Origin of the sequence: Flavivirga abyssicola (assembly GCF_030540775.2) — a bacterium.
Classification (GTDB): Bacteria; Bacteroidota; Bacteroidia; order Flavobacteriales; family Flavobacteriaceae; genus Flavivirga; species Flavivirga abyssicola.
The window spans coordinates 1,117,169-1,132,541 of sequence record NZ_CP141266.1; the positions used below are offsets into that span (position 1 = coordinate 1,117,169).

Here is a 15,373-nt window from a genome sequence, read left to right on the forward strand (position 1 = left end):
TATGTTTTTTAATTATCCCAAAACACTCTATAAGTTGCTAACGTTTTTTGAGCTGGAGCATTTTCATTAAGATTCAACTCATTATCTGGCCAAAAGAATGTTCTATTAAATGGGTTATTTAACGCCGTATCCGTATCTAACAAAGGAAAACCGTCACCATTATCTAATTGATATTCATTTGTTCCATCAGGATCTGCCAATACGGGATACCCTGTTCTTCTATAATCATTATATTGATCCATCTGATCGCCATAAGTAGCTACCCATTTTTGGGTCATGATTATTTCTAACTGTTTATCTGCGCTTGCAGCAGCAAATTCCGCATCAATATTAGCTATGAAATCTGTAACTGCAGTAGAGCCGCTTAAAACAGGAACAGTTTGAGTTGTTCCAGTACCTGCTACCACTTGATCTACCTTAGCAAAACTTGCAGTAACAGCTTCGGTTAGCTTAGCAGCTGGGTCACCAGCAATTAATCCAACTTGCATTAACTCGGCCTCGATGTATAAAAACTCATCGTAGGTAAGTATTCTCCTTGGTGCTACTCCAGTACCACTAGCTACGGTTCTAGCAAAACCTAAACCATCATCATATCTACCACCACAAGGGAAAATCCCAGGAAAAGTAGCATCATTAGCAACAGCTCCATCTCTCCAAGGGCCTACACTACTAAAACGGATTGTAAAGAAGCCTGTAGAAGCATCCCAATAATCGGCTCTAGGATCCCCAGAAATAGGGTCTGATTGATCTCTGGGAAACTGTCCTGCTGTTAGTTGGTTAGCCCAATAATATGGTATTCTGGGATCTTTATTGTTAGTATGAATATTAGGATTCATTCCCATTAAAATTTCATAGAACCAAGGACTAATGTAATGATCTACTTGAGCGCCACCATAAGCAGCTTGGAATAGCTGATTGCGTTCGTCTTGTGGTGACACTGTAGCGGTATGAGTAAATTGAAAATCATCTGCATTTGTGGTGAAGAAATTGTTTTCCGCTACCAATGCATCCAATACCGATTGACTAAACAAAGGAGAAGATGATAAGCGTATTTGGTTTAATAATTTTAACTTAAGCGTATTAGCAAACTTAATCCATTGAGCGGCTGAACCTGCATAATAAAAATCGTCTGCTCCAGGAAGCAAACCTGCTGGATTACTTAAATTTGTCTTAGCACTGTCAATTAAATCAAAAACGGCTTGATATACTGATTCTGAACTATCAAAAACTGGACTAACAGTACCTTCTATTAATAAGGTAGCTTCAGTATAAGGAACATCTCCCCATAAATCTACAGCAACCGACATCATATAGGCTTTTAATAATTCGCCTATCCCTTTATAAACTGTTGCTCCTTCTGCATCAGACTGAGAGATTAACGTTTCTAAATCTGTTAAAGTTAAATAAACATTATTCCAATCATTATTAAGAACTATATTATCTGCTTTTGTTCCATATTGATCTTGTTCACTTCTTGAAACGCCTTGATGTGTTTGTGTTCCAAGAACTTCACCACTGAAATTATTCCAATCGGCAAGTAGCGCTACTGTTATTTCAATATTTGGTAACAATTGGTTAATTGGTGCTACTGTTGGGTTATCCGTATCAGTATCGACATCCAAATAGTTACTACATCCAAAAAGGGATACAGTCACCATAAAGACTATTAATATGTGATACCTTTTAAATTTTATATTTTTCATTTTCTTTTATTTAAAAAGTTAAGTTGATTTTAAATCCATAGCGTTTTGAAGTTGGCGCCGAAGAGTTTTCAATACCTTGAACTCTACCAGAACCGAAAGAAGTGACTTCAGGATCATAATTAGTATATCTTGGAACATTTGGTGCAAAATACCATAAATTGTTACCTACCGCACTAAATGAAACTTTGCCAAAGGGTGTCTTATCTAACCATTTTGATGGCACATCATACGTTAAACTTAATTCTCTTAAACGATACACGGTACCATCAAAAACGGTTCCTTGGTCTGTTGAGTTTATCCCCCAAGTATTACTAGGCCCACCGCCTGTAAAATACAAATCGTTAGTATCAATCTGTGTTGTATTTGGTATTCTATTTCCACTCGAATCCAGTGTATAATTTCCATTTACATCGCCATAAAAACCTGGAATAACATGTGTACGTTCTCTATCTTCAGTATCCCTGGTAACTCCTCTTCCTAAAAGAGATCCTATACTTATAGATTGTATATCGCCTCCTTCTCTCCAATCAATCTGAGCACGTAAGCTGAAGCTTTTATAGGTAAATGTATTGATAAAACCTATTTTAAAATCTGGAGTAGGATCACCAATAATGTCACTGACAGGGTCTTGAAATATCCATCCCGTAGACTGATCGATGATATAATTCCCTTCATCATCTCTAAGATGCTGTGACCCAAAAAAGACACCAAAAGGTTGGCCTTTAATAGCATATGCAATTTGGTTACCGTCTAACCTAATTCTTTCAAGACCTTCTACCAATTCGGTTACCTCATTGGTGTTTTTTGTGAATGTGGTAAATATATTCCATGTGAAATTATCTGTTTGAATAGGTACCAATGTTAATCCAATTTCTACACCTGTATTTGTCATTTCACCAATATTGGTATTAAATGATGTAAATCCACTAGAACGTGGTACAGATACAGGGGAAATTAAATCGGTTGTTGTTTTTTTATACCATGTAAAATCAACAGCTACGCGTCTTTTAAAAAATTCTAAGTCGGCTCCAATTTCAATTTCGTCTGTAAATTCCGGAGTAATTTCTTGATCACCTAGACCTACTCTATTTCCAACTACAGGAATTGCTGCAAAAGGAACTCCTAATGCAAATGTTGTATTTAAAAACTCAGCAGCGGCATCATTACCAACAGACGCCCAACCTCCTCTTAGTTTAGCAAATGTTAGCACATTACTATCTAATTTAAACGCTTCAGTAACAATTAATGACAAACTGGCTGATGGGTAAAAGTAAGACCTGTTATCTAACGGTAACGTAGAAGACCAATCATTTCTTCCTGTTCCATTTAAAAACAGAAAATCTTTGTATGATAATGTTAAATCTGCAAAGACTCCAACATTACGTTTTCTTTCATAAGAATCGTCTAAATTAGATGTTGTAATGGTATTCGCAAGTGTGTAAATATTTGGAGAAATAAATGTGGTTCCTAAATTCGCATCTCGTTTAAAAGTATTTTGATAGGTATTTAATCCAGCTATAGCAGATAAACCAATATCATCTGTTAAATCGTAATTAAAATTCAATAAAAGAGTAGATTCAAGATCCTCATTAACAGCACTATCTGTTATAAGTGTTCCGCCTGTTAAAGCTGAAGCTATAGAGGCTGGATGCCTAATCTCTCTTCTATTTAAATTATATTTATTGTAACCTACTCTAAACGATGCTGAAATATGATCGTTAATTGGTACTCCAATATTTAAATTTGTAACGACTCTATTCGTATTGGTTATAATTTGATCATTTTTCCATGACCAAAGCGGGTGATCCCATCCTGTATTCGGAATAACAGAACCTCCAGTAGTTGGATTAGTAAAAGGAATCGATAAATCCCAAGCACGTCCTAACCATAATGATCTTGCAAAAGAAGATGACGACCCAGCAAACTGCTGATTACCAAAAAAACCTCCTACCTGATCTGTATCTGAATAAGCAACAGAACCTCCAACGGTTATGTTATTTGGAAGTTTAAAATTACCCCCAGCAGAAAAAGACGTTCTTTCATAAGTATTAAAAGGCATGTAACCTTTTTGTTGTAAATCTGAAAGCGTTACACTAAAACTTCCTTTTTCGCTGCTAGAAGAGGCTGTTACTGAGTTATCTAAAACAACTCCCGTTTCAAATAAATCTTCAACATTATTTGGTTGTGCCTCGTAAGGTAGCGTTTCTATTAAACCAGGTCCATAAACATCTGGAAAAGCTGTTACCCAGCTATTCCAAACAGGAATAGTTTCTAAAGTGTCAAAAGCTGGTCCCCATGACCCATTAGAACCTGCATTAAATTTAAATTGTGTTCCTTGTCCATACTTGTTCTGATAGTCTGGTAAGTTTGCAATTTTTTCAAAATACGTTCCACTACTAATATTAACACTTAATTTATTATTTGCATCTTTATTAAGTGATGAACCGGATTTTGTAGTTATAACAATAACACCATTTGTTGCTCTAGAACCATATAATGCTGCTGCAGCCGTACTTTTTAATACCGTTACGGTTTCTATATTATTAGGATCTAAACTGGAAATACCAGACTCATATCCTCCACCTCCAGTGCTAAACCCGCTTGGTGGTTGTAATTCTACTGTTGAAACTTGTCGGTTGTCGTAAGCAATACCATCAACAATAAACAACGGTTGACTGGCTCCACCTATAGTTGTTTGCCCCCTAATACTAATTTGGTTTGAAGCTCCTGCAACACCATTAGAGAAATTCACATTAACACCAGCAACTTTTCCTGATAGGGATCTTAATAAATCTGGCTCTGAGTTTTCAATAACTTCCTTAGATTCTACCTGACTTACAGCGTATCCTAAGTTTTTAGCATTCCTTTTAATACCAAAAGCAGTTACTACCACCTCTTCTAGTGTTGTTGCGTCCTGTTCCAATGTCACATTAATTGTATTGGAAGCATTAACGGTAACTTCGGTACTTGTATACCCAACAAAACTAAACACAAGGACAGCGCCTTGACTTGCTTTTATTGAATATTTACCGTCAAAATCTGAAGACGTTCCAGATGTGGTTCCTTTAACAAGGACTGTTGCCCCAGGAAGCGGCAGACCAGAAATATCGGAGACTGTACCCGATATCGTTTTTTCTTGTGCAAAAGATAATTGCACGACAAACGCTAGTAATAGCGTTAGTAATCCACTAAACTTTTTTTTCATTTTATTTATTTTATGAGTTAGTCAATGCAGATTGTAAGAAAGGAAGGCAGAAAAGAATATTTTTTAAAGACTAATTCAAAAAAATTACATAAATGAATCCAAAGTTTAGTGCAACTCTGGTTTTTTGTAAAGCTCTTTTACTGCCTTACCTTTACAATTGCACTAGTAAAAGAAGAACTTTAATAGTGTCTTTTATGTAACTTTGATTTGAAGTAGTTATTTATTGAATTTACATGGCTTATTTTGACGGTAAATGATTACATCGCTTATTTAACTTTCCTAAACAATTATTCGACAAAATACATAACTCATTAAAAATCATTAAATTATACTCAAAAATCAGTGTTATTATCATATTTATAAAATGAAAGTCTACTATTTATGAAACCATTAAAAATTGATTTAAACAGCTTCTTTAATGAATTGTAATAAATTTATTATGATTTGAAATTATCATTTTATGCAGTGAACATTATCTGTACATGATTTTAAGTCATTTTTTTATAGTAGTTTTAGGATACCAAATTAATCCCCTATGAGTAATCTTATTAAAGCTTTAATTATTGATGATGAAAGCTTAGCAAGAAAAAGAATCTCAAATTTGTTAAGTGATATAAAAGAAATTGAAGTACTTGAAGAGTGTAGTTCTGGTAAAGAGGCTATAAACGCCATCTCTAATAAAAAACCTGACTTAATATTTCTTGATATTCAAATAACGGATATGACAGGGTTTGATGTTTTAAAACAAATAGATCCCTTAACCAGACCCTTAATCATTTTTATTACTGCTTTTGATGAATTTGCTCTTAAAGCTTTTGATTTTTTTGCTTTTGACTATTTATTGAAGCCTTTTAAAGATGAACGCTTTTTTCAATCTACAAATAAGGTCATTGAGTTACTTACTTCTAACAAATCGAATATATTAAATAGAAAAATAAGTGATTTGCTCCGTTATATTGAAAATCCTAACGAAGATTTTCCAGAAACTAAAAAAACCAAACTGGCCATAAGAGCTAACGGCAAAATTTCTTTTATTGAAAAAAATAATATTAAGTACATACAAGCTTCAGGATATTATGCTGAGATTTTTACTGAACACAAAAAATTTCTTTTAAGAGAATCCCTAAACTCTTTATTAGATCAATTAAAACCTTATAATTTTGCCAGAATTCACAGATCTACAATTATAAACACTTCCTTTATTTCTGAAGTGCTATACTCAAACTATGGTGAAATTGATGTAAAAATGCAGGATGAAAAATTATTTAGAATTAGTAAGACTTATAAAAAAGAGTTTCAGAAAAAAATGGGGATTTAATTTATGATTAAAAGGGTAAAACCATATTTAGATTTAAAACTTATAGGCATTTTATCTTTGTTCTATTTCATATTTGTAGTTATTTATGCTTCTAAGAATGCTTATTTAAGAATCTATTCTAAAAGACAGGTGGATTGGGGTGAATTTATTTTTGCAAATTTATTAGACTGGGCAATTATCGTCATTTTTATGATGTTTATAGCTTTTACTACCAAACTTTTGATGCAGAAAAAGACAAAATTAGTTTATATTATATCTATACATTTATTTTTCTCATTTTTTATTGGTGCTTTTACAATTGGCTTGTCACAAATTGTGGAACAACTTAAAAGCCCCTGGCCAATGAAAGAAAACTCTATCGCCAGTTTATTTACATCTTATATAAGACTTATAGATTTACATTTCTTAATTTATATGTCCTTAGTAACCATGATTTATATGTATTATTATTTTCAAAAAATTCAAGAAAGTAAAATACAAACCATAAAACTACAAGATCAACTTTCAAAAACGCATTTAAAGTTTTTACAGACTCAAATGCACCCACATTTTTTATTCAATACTTTAAATGGGATCCACTCCTTAATGGACATAAACATTGCAAAATCTAAAAGCATGGTAGTCGATCTAAGTGATTTACTAAGAAATGTTTTAGAAAAAAAAGATCAAAACCTCATTGAATTACAAGAAGAATTAGAAATACTTAAAAAATATATTCACATTAAAAAGGCTCGTTTCTCTGATCAATTAAATATTCACCTTAATATTGAAGAGGGCTTAGAAAATGTTTTGGTGCCAAATATGTTATTACAACCCATTGTAGAAAACTCTACAAAACATGGTTATGATAAAGAACATTTATCACTCGACATAACTATAAACATTTTTAGAAAAAATGATAAGCTTATAGTGAAGATTAAAAATAATGGTAAAGAATTGAAAGATAAACTTTCTGTTCTATTAAAAAAAGGGACTGGTCTTAATAACATAAAAGAAAGACTAGACTCTCTTTATAACAATAATTATAAGTTAAAAATTTATAACAAATCAAATAGTGTAATTACTGAAGTAAATATCCCGATTAAATTGTCTATATCCCAAATCGAAAAAGGTTTTTAAGACGCCCTTTTCTAGATATTGTATAAGTCATTTAATTCAATTTAAATTTAATTCTCTCATATTTTTATAAAGTATATTTAAGTAATTTATTTGTATGGTGTTCATTTATATTATAATCAAATGTTTTAAATCATGATAGGTTTTTTTAAAAAATACACCGATTTAAAACTCATTTTAATAATAGTAATAGTACAGTTAACCCTAAATTTATATGATGTATTTCAACGCTCGTTTATTACAAAAAAAGGAGTTCTTAATTTAAACTATGATCTACAAGGTGAAGAAATATTTGGCAAATTAGCGGAATTTACAGGCGTAATTATCTACATGGTTATTGTATCTGTCATTGTCAACTTTTTTATAAAAAAAAGGACCTCGATTTGGATTGTCTCTACATTTCATTTAATAATCCCTATCACGTTACCTCAGTTTACCTGGACAATTTACCATATTCCAGAAATTATAAGAGAGAAAAGCTTAAAGTCTCTTGAGTTTACCGATTTTTATATTTCTAGATATGTTTTACATATTAGGTATTATTATACCTTATACTTTCTTATTCTGGGGATTATATATCTGTACTTCTATTTCAAAAAAATTCAAGAAAACAAAATCCAGACCGCCCGTTTACAGGCTCAACTTTCTGATACAAAATTAAAATTTTTGCAATCTCAAATCCACCCACACTTCCTTTTCAATACTTTAAATAGTGTCTATTCCCTAATGGATATTGACGCTTCAAAATCGAAAGATATGGTTATAAGTTTAAGTGATTTGTTAAGAACTGTTTTAGACAAAAAAGACCAGAATCTCATAGAATTTCAGGAGGAATTATTCATTCTTAAAAAATACATTCATATTAATGAAATGAGGTTTTCAGATAACTTAAAATTTCATATAAATATTGAAACTGGGTTAGATAATATTTTAATTCCGAATATGTTAATTCAACCTATAATAGAAAACGCCATAAAGCATGGATATAGTGAAGAGCATGTAACATTAGATGTATTTGTAAACATTTACAAAAAACTCGATGCCTTGTTTATTATAATAGAAAATAACGGGGAAAAACTCGATAGTAATCTATCGAGTTTATTAAAAAAAGGACATGGGTTATCCAATATTAAAGATCGATTGCAAACACTTTACGAAGAAAACCATCAATTCGAAATGTTTAACAAAAACAATCATGTTGTTACTTCAATAACATTTCCTGTACAGCTATCAATATCGAAAATTGAAAACGATATTTAATTTTCTCTAACTTTTTGCTCCCATTGCCAAGCAGAACGCATAGCATCATCTAAAGATAATTCGGTTTTCCATCCTAATTCATCATTAGCTTTATTGGTATCTGCATAGGCTGAGATTATATCTCCTTCTCTTCTACCTACGATTTTATAGTTTAGTTTTACTCCAGAAACACGCTCAAAAGACTCTACTACTTCTAATACAGAACTCCCTTTTCCAGTTCCTAAATTAAATGTTTCGTAATTAGATTTGTTCTTGTTTTGAAGTAAGCGTCCTAATGCAACTACATGTGCTTTTGCTAAATCAACTACATGAATATAATCTCGAATACAGGTCCCATCTGGTGTTGGGTAATCATCTCCAAATACAGATAATTCCTGACGTAACCCAATCGCTGTTTGCGTAATAAAAGGCACTAAATTTTGAGGCACCCCAATTGGAAGTTCTCCAATATTCACAGATTCATGTGCTCCCACTGGGTTAAAATAACGTAAGGCAATCGCTTTTAAATTTGGTGACACTTTACAAGTATCATTAATTATTTCTTCTCCTATTTGTTTTGTGTTTCCATAAGGAGACTCTGCTTGCTTCACAGGGGCATTTTCGGTAATTGGTAACTCATCGGCTTGTCCATAAACCGTACAAGATGAACTAAAAATAAATCCAGCAGAAGGTAATTTTTTTAATTCTTTAAGGATGTAAACTAATGTACTGATATTGTTCTCATAGTATAACAATGGTTCTTTTACACTTTCACCTACAGCTTTACTTGCAGCAAAATGAATCACCCCTTTTATATCATTATGCTTCTTAAAAAAACGTTCTACTTTCTCTTTTTCTTTAAGATCTAACTTTTCAAAAATAGGCGTTTTACCAGTTATTGCAGTTATTCCATCTAGCACTTTTTCCGAAGAATTTGATAAATCGTCAATGATAACAACTTCGTAACCTTCATTCTGTAATTCAACAACGGTATGTGATCCTATAAAACCTAATCCGCCAGTAACTAATATTTTATCCATTTATAAATTTAATAATTGTTGATGTAATATATGCTATTTGTTCGTCGTCCAATTCGGTATGCATTGGTAACGAAATAACTTCTTTAACTAATTGATTTGTGACTTTAAAATCATCTTCATTATATCTTTCATCTGTGTATGCTTTTTGATTATGAAGTGGTATTGGATAATACACCCCACAAGGTATATTATGCTCGTTTAAATATTTTACCAAAGCATCTCTATCAATTCCTTTTATTTTGAGTGTATATTGATGAAAAACATGACAATCGCATGAAGTATCGCAAATCTCTGAACAGCCATTCGATATTTTTGGAACCATAATATTTTCATAGCCTTCAAATGCTTTACTATATTTTTTAGCAGCATTTTGTCGTGCTTTGTTATAACTATCCAAATTTGGTAATTTAGCATCTAAAACTGCGGCTTGAATACTGTCTAAACGTGAATTCACGCCTACCACATCATGGTGGTAACGCTCATACATCCCATGATTTACAATACCTCTAATGGTATGAGCTAAATCGTCATCATTTGTAAAAATAGCACCTCCATCTCCATAGCATCCTAAATTTTTAGATGGGAAAAAGGACGTAGAAGCTACATGACCAATAGCTCCCGCTTTGATTTTATTACCATTTTTATATGTATAAGATGCCCCTATAGCTTGTGCATTGTCTTCTATTACGAATAAATTATGCGTTTGGGCAATCTCCATAATCGCTTCCATATTAGCACACTGACCAAATAAATGCACAGGCACAATGGCCTTCGTTTTTGGTGTAATGGCTTTTTTTATAGCCTCAATATTTATATTAAAGTCATCTTCATTAACATCTACCAAAACCGGTGTTAATTGTAATAATGCTATCACCTCTACAGTGGCAGCAAAAGTAAAATCAGCAGTAATTACCTCATCGCCTGGCTTTAAGCCCAACCCCATCATGGCTATTTGCAATGCATCGGTGCCATTAGCACAAGGAATAACATGCTTAACTCCTAAATACTGCTCTAAATTCTTTTGAAACTCGTGAACTTTAGGTCCATTTATGAATGAGGTGTTCTCTATAACTTCTTGAATAGAATGATTAACGACATCTTTTATGCCATTATACTGACCTTTAAGGTCAACCATTTGAATTTTCTTCATCTAGAAAAATTAAGACTAATTTTAATGAATACCCAATCGTGGGTTAACAGTATACAAAATTACAAAATTCCTTTACGCTAACCAATGAATTTGTTTCAAAGAAATGTATTTTAGCACCAAAGAAAAGAATTGAGTTTTATTTACAACATAGGCATTGGCATCTTGCGTTTTGGATTAAAATGCGCCTCCTTATTTAATGAAAAAATCAAAAAAGGAGTTGTTGGTCGTCAAAACAGTTTTAAAGTTCTTAAAAACCATTTAAATTCCGGTGACAAAACGTTATGGTTTCACTGTGCTTCTTTAGGTGAGTATGAGCAGGGGCTTCCTGTTTTTAAAGAATTAAGAAAACGTTATAAACAACACAAAATTGTTCTTAGTTTTTTCTCTCCTTCTGGTTACGAGATTCGCAAAAACTCACCAATAGCAGATATTGTTGTTTATTTACCATTAGACAGTAAAAAGCTTTCAAAACGATTTGTAAATCTTCTTAATCCTGAACTTAGTGTTTTTGTTAAGTACGATATTTGGCCTAATTTTTTAAATGAATTAAAAAGAAAAAAGTGCCGCGCTATTTTAATTTCAGCTGCCTTTAGAAAAAATCAACCTTATTTTAAATTCTATGGTAAAGCATTAAGGCGTGCTTTATTTACTTTCGAACATATTTTCACCCAGAATGACGTTTCAAAAGCATTGCTGAAATCGATAAACTATAACGATGTGACTGTTAGTGGGGATACTCGTTTCGATCGTGTTTTTAGTCAATTAGAATTAAACAACGACTTACCTTTTATTGAAACTTTTAAAGACGATAAATTATGTGTAGTTGCAGGTAGTACATGGCCTGAAGACGAAAACTTACTGATTGACTATATTAATTCCAGCAATCATAAAAACGTAAAATTTATTATTGCGCCCCATAACATAAAGCCTTCTCAAATAAATAATATCCAGGAAAAGCTAAACGTTACATCTGTTCTATATTCTAAAAAGGACGACAAACAACTAGCCAGTGCTCAGGTTTTTATAATAGACACTATTGGAATACTTTCCAAAGTCTATAGCTATGCAAATATTGCCTATGTAGGCGGTGCTATGGGACATACTGGCTTACATAACACTCTAGAACCTGCTGTATTTGGAGTACCCATTATTATTGGCCCTAATCATCAAAAATTTCCAGAGGCTAATGCCATGATAAATATCAATGGTATGTTCTCTATTTCGAATCAAGAATCGTTTAATACTATTTTAAACGAATTGATTCAAAACAAGGAAAAACGTTTGTCTTGTGGGAAAAATTGTAGCGATTATATTCAAAAAAATAAAGGTGCCGTCATCCAAATAATAGATTATCTGCGTATATAGTGTATTTCGTAGAATAATTGTTAAAAAAATTAACATAATATTCTTAGAATATACTAAAAGTTATTAAATTCGTGACTAACGTTTTAATACCTGATTAGTAATCAGTATTTTAACACTCAAATAATTAACACTAAAACAAAGAACAATGAAAAAATTATTATTAAGTACTGCTTTATTACTTGTACTAAGTTTATCTTTTACTTCTTGTAGAGATACTAAAAAAGCTGAAGACGCTGCTGATGCGGCTGTAGAAGCCGCTACTGATGCTGCAGAAAACGCTGCTGACGCTGCCGGAGAAGCTGTAGAGGCTGCTGCTGATGCCGCTGGAGAAGCTGCTGATGCGGCTGTAGAAAGTGCTACTGAAGCTGTAGAAGGCGCTGCTGATGCTGCCGGAGAAGCTGTAGAAGGTGCTGCAAAAGCTGCTGGTGAAGCAGTAGATGCTGCTGCTGACGCTGCAAAAAGCAAAGTTGAAGAAGTAAAGAAAGAAGCTGGTCACTAATACCAACAATATTCTTTAAAAAAAGACTGCTATATGGCAGTCTTTTTTATTTATATACGTTTATTTAATACCTATTAAAAAACGATCATTATTCTCTACTACCAATAAAATGCCTCTATTAAGCCTACTTCGTAAGATTATACCTTCGTAATGTTTCCTTAATTTAAGAAACTCCCAATCACCCTTCTTTTTATTTGAATTAAAAATAGTATCATTAATTGATTATAAAAGGCAATTTAATATGTATCAATACATCTATTTTTGTAAAAAATATTCATAAAAAGAATTATTTCGGCTTTTATTTTAAGAACAAAATTTACAAAACCAGCTTAATATATGCCTTATAGTCTCCCGGGATACTTCAATGAGATTTAAACAACTAAAAAATGTTTTATTATTATGAAAATAAAATCTAAACTTATTATATATATAATAGTAACAATAATGTTTATGGCCTGCACCGATAATCACAATGAAAATACTATAACTCATTCTAATGTAAATCTAATCAATGAAAAAGTAGATTCTCTCATTAAAATAATGACTCTAAAAGAAAAAATTGGTCAAATGAACCAATATAATGGCTTTTGGGATGTTACCGGCCCTGTTCCTAATGGTGGGGATGCTCAGAAAAAATACGAACACTTAAAAAATGGACTTGTTGGTTCTATGCTCACTGTAAGAGGTACAAAAGCTGTTAGAGCTGTACAAAAAATTGTTGTGGAAGAATCCAGACTAGGCATTCCATTAATAATTGGTTTTGATGTTATTCATGGCTATAAAACGTTAAGCCCTATACCGCTGGCAGAAGCTGCCAGTTGGGATTTAGAAGCTATAAAAAAATCTGCTCAAGTCGCAGCGGCAGAAGCATCTGCATCAGGTATAAATTGGACGTTTGCTCCAATGGTGGACATTTCTAGAGATGCTAGATGGGGACGTGTTATGGAAGGCTCCGGTGAGGATCCCTTTTTAGGAAGCAAAATTGCAGCAGCAAGAGTTAAAGGTTTTCAGGGAGATGATCTATCTGCGGTCAATACTATAGCTGCTTGCGCTAAACATTTTGCAGCTTATGGGTTTTCTGAAGCTGGAAAAGAATACAACACAGTAGATATTGGAAGCTCGACATTACACAATATAGCATTACCTCCATTTAAGGCTGCTGTAGATGCCAATGTTAAGACTTTAATGAATGCTTTTAATGAGTATGATGGTGTACCTGCAACTGGAAACAAATATTTATTAAGAGACATCTTAAAAGATAAATGGAATTTTAAAGGTTTTGTAATTTCCGATTGGGCCTCTATAAAAGAACTCGTTGTATGGGGCTACGCAAAAGATAACAAAGACGCTGCTAAAATGGCGGCATTAGCTGGTTCTGATATGGATATGGAATCACATATTTACATTTCTGAATTAGAGCAACTAGTAAAGGATGGTGTAATAAGTGAGACTATTATTGATGATGCTGTTAGCAGGATTTTAACTGTAAAATTTGAATTGGGATTATTTGACGATCCATACAGGTATTGTGATGAAACCAGAGAGAAGGAAATTGTAAACAACCCAAAACATTTAGATGCCGTACTAGACATGGCAAAGAAATCTATTGTTCTGCTCAAAAACGAAAATCAGTTATTACCTCTAAAAAAAGAAGGACAAAACATTGCTTTAATTGGTGCTTTAGCAAATGAAAAAAACAGCCCGCTAGGAAGTTGGAGAATTGCCTCAAAAGACAATACCGCAGTTTCGGTACTAGAAGGCATGCAAAACTATAAAAACAATAATTTAGTTTACAAAAAAGGAGCAAATGTATTTATTGGAGACGTCCAATTCGTTAATGAAATTGAAATAAATACTACTGATAAAAGTGAATTCAAAGACGCTATAACTGTAGCTAAAAAAGCGGACGTAGTCGTTATGGTTTTAGGAGAACATGGTTTTCAAAGCGGTGAAGCCAGAAGTAGAACAAATATTGATCTGCCCGGTGTTCAACAAGAATTATTAGAAGCCGTTTATAAAGTAAACAAAAACATTGTTTTAGTATTAAATAACGGAAGACCGTTATCTATCAATTGGGCAGATAAACATATCCCTGCCATTCTTGAGACATGGCAACTTGGCACACAAGCAGGAAACGCAGTGGCACAGGTGTTATATGGAGACTACAACCCTAGCGGAAAGCTTCCTATGACTTTTCCTAGAAATGTTGGCCAAATACCAATATATTATAATCACAAAAACACAGGAAGGCCTGTTAAAGATGAGGGCAATCCTAATTTAGTCTTTTGGTCTCATTATAGCGATGTAGAAAACACACCACTTTATCCGTTTGGTTACGGTTTAAGTTATACGACTTTTGAGTATGATAATTTAATACTTAACAAAAAGGTGTTTGACATTGACGAAGACGTCCATATTTCTGTCAACATTACCAATGCAGGAAAAGTAGCAGGTAAGGAAGTTGCTCAACTTTATATTAGAGATCTTGTAGCAAGTATAACACGTCCCGTAAAAGAATTAAAAGGGTTTGAATTAATCGAATTGCAAGCTGGTGAGACCAAAACAGTACATTTTATTTTAAACAAAGACCGTTTAGGTTTTTATAATAATCAAGGGGAATTTATCATTGAACCTGGAGACTTTGACGTTTTTGTTGGGGGCCGCTCTGATAAAACTTTAAATACGCATTTTGAACTAAAATAATAGCGCTTTAATATAGCTAACCTGAGTTCGACGTA

General features: G+C 32.8%; 10 protein-coding genes. 6 read left to right on the plus strand and 4 right to left on the minus strand.

Features of this window, described 5'->3' with window-relative positions:
- Positions 1 to 8: 8 nt before the first annotated feature.
- Positions 9 to 1,703, minus strand: coding sequence for a SusD/RagB family nutrient-binding outer membrane lipoprotein (locus tag Q4Q34_RS04445; protein WP_303318563.1), 1,695 nt, complete (start codon positions 1,701 to 1,703; stop codon positions 9 to 11).
- A gap of 10 nt (positions 1,704 to 1,713) precedes the next feature.
- Positions 1,714 to 4,908, minus strand: a complete 3,195-nt coding sequence (locus Q4Q34_RS04450; RefSeq protein ID WP_303318564.1) for a SusC/RagA family TonB-linked outer membrane protein — start codon at positions 4,906 to 4,908, stop codon at positions 1,714 to 1,716.
- A 535-nt stretch (positions 4,909 to 5,443) separates the two neighbouring features.
- On the opposite strand from Q4Q34_RS04450, the gene Q4Q34_RS04455 reads away from it, so the two are divergent.
- The 3 genes from Q4Q34_RS04455 to Q4Q34_RS04465 all read left to right on the plus strand — a co-directional run bounded on the left by Q4Q34_RS04455 (position 5,444) and on the right by Q4Q34_RS04465 (position 8,602).
- A complete protein-coding gene (locus tag Q4Q34_RS04455) occupies positions 5,444 to 6,226 on the plus strand; it encodes a LytR/AlgR family response regulator transcription factor (RefSeq protein WP_246041025.1) in 783 nt (260 codons plus the stop codon).
- Positions 6,227 to 6,229: 3 nt separating this feature from the next.
- Positions 6,230 to 7,345 (plus strand): sensor histidine kinase, encoded by a 1,116-nt coding sequence (locus Q4Q34_RS04460; RefSeq protein ID WP_303318565.1) that lies wholly within the window; start codon positions 6,230 to 6,232, stop codon positions 7,343 to 7,345.
- A 132-nt stretch (positions 7,346 to 7,477) separates the two neighbouring features.
- A complete protein-coding gene (locus Q4Q34_RS04465) occupies positions 7,478 to 8,602 on the plus strand; it encodes a sensor histidine kinase (protein WP_303318566.1) in 1,125 nt (374 codons plus the stop codon).
- On the opposite strand, the gene galE is transcribed toward Q4Q34_RS04465, so the two are convergent.
- Both galE and Q4Q34_RS04475 read right to left on the minus strand, forming a co-directional pair.
- Positions 8,599 to 9,621 (minus strand): UDP-glucose 4-epimerase GalE, encoded by a 1,023-nt coding sequence (galE, locus tag Q4Q34_RS04470; protein ID WP_303318567.1) that lies wholly within the window; start codon positions 9,619 to 9,621, stop codon positions 8,599 to 8,601. The genes Q4Q34_RS04465 and galE overlap by 4 nt on opposite strands.
- Entirely contained in the window at positions 9,614 to 10,771 is a 1,158-nt protein-coding gene (locus Q4Q34_RS04475) for a DegT/DnrJ/EryC1/StrS family aminotransferase (protein WP_303318568.1), read from the minus strand. Before Q4Q34_RS04475 ends, galE begins: the two co-directional genes overlap by 8 nt.
- Positions 10,772 to 10,900: 129 nt before the next feature.
- Here Q4Q34_RS04475 and Q4Q34_RS04480 point away from each other — a divergent pair, with 129 nt between their 5' ends.
- The 3 genes from Q4Q34_RS04480 to bglX all read left to right on the plus strand — a co-directional run bounded on the left by Q4Q34_RS04480 (position 10,901) and on the right by bglX (position 15,338).
- The gene (locus Q4Q34_RS04480; protein ID WP_303318569.1) at positions 10,901 to 12,136 is read left to right on the plus strand and encodes a 3-deoxy-D-manno-octulosonic acid transferase; all 1,236 of its coding nucleotides are present in this window, start codon (positions 10,901 to 10,903) and stop codon (positions 12,134 to 12,136) included.
- A gap of 145 nt (positions 12,137 to 12,281) precedes the next feature.
- Positions 12,282 to 12,635 (plus strand): hypothetical protein, encoded by a 354-nt coding sequence (locus Q4Q34_RS04485; protein WP_303318570.1) that lies wholly within the window; start codon positions 12,282 to 12,284, stop codon positions 12,633 to 12,635.
- Positions 12,636 to 13,034: 399 nt separating this feature from the next.
- Complete coding sequence (gene bglX, locus Q4Q34_RS04490) at positions 13,035 to 15,338, plus strand: beta-glucosidase BglX (protein ID WP_303318571.1); 2,304 nt, start codon at positions 13,035 to 13,037, stop codon at positions 15,336 to 15,338.
- The last annotated feature ends 35 nt before the right edge of the window (positions 15,339 to 15,373 follow it).

Excerpts from the sequence above, each read along its gene's own strand:
- galE (WP_303318567.1), bottom strand. The coding sequence starts at position 9,621 with ATGGATAAAATATTAGTTACTGGCGGATTAGGTTTTATAGGATCACAT.
- bglX (WP_303318571.1), top strand. The coding sequence starts at position 13,035 with ATGAAAATAAAATCTAAACTTATTATATATATAATAGTAACAATAATG.
- Q4Q34_RS04450 (WP_303318564.1), bottom strand. The coding sequence starts at position 4,908 with ATGAAAAAAAAGTTTAGTGGATTACTAACGCTATTACTAGCGTTTGTC.
- Q4Q34_RS04460 (WP_303318565.1), top strand. The coding sequence starts at position 6,230 with ATGATTAAAAGGGTAAAACCATATTTAGATTTAAAACTTATAGGCATT.
- Q4Q34_RS04465 (WP_303318566.1), top strand. The coding sequence starts at position 7,478 with ATGATAGGTTTTTTTAAAAAATACACCGATTTAAAACTCATTTTAATA.
- Q4Q34_RS04485 (WP_303318570.1), top strand. The coding sequence starts at position 12,282 with ATGAAAAAATTATTATTAAGTACTGCTTTATTACTTGTACTAAGTTTA.
- Q4Q34_RS04445 (WP_303318563.1), bottom strand. The coding sequence starts at position 1,703 with ATGAAAAATATAAAATTTAAAAGGTATCACATATTAATAGTCTTTATG.
- Q4Q34_RS04475 (WP_303318568.1), bottom strand. The coding sequence starts at position 10,771 with ATGAAGAAAATTCAAATGGTTGACCTTAAAGGTCAGTATAATGGCATA.
- Q4Q34_RS04455 (WP_246041025.1), top strand. The coding sequence starts at position 5,444 with ATGAGTAATCTTATTAAAGCTTTAATTATTGATGATGAAAGCTTAGCA.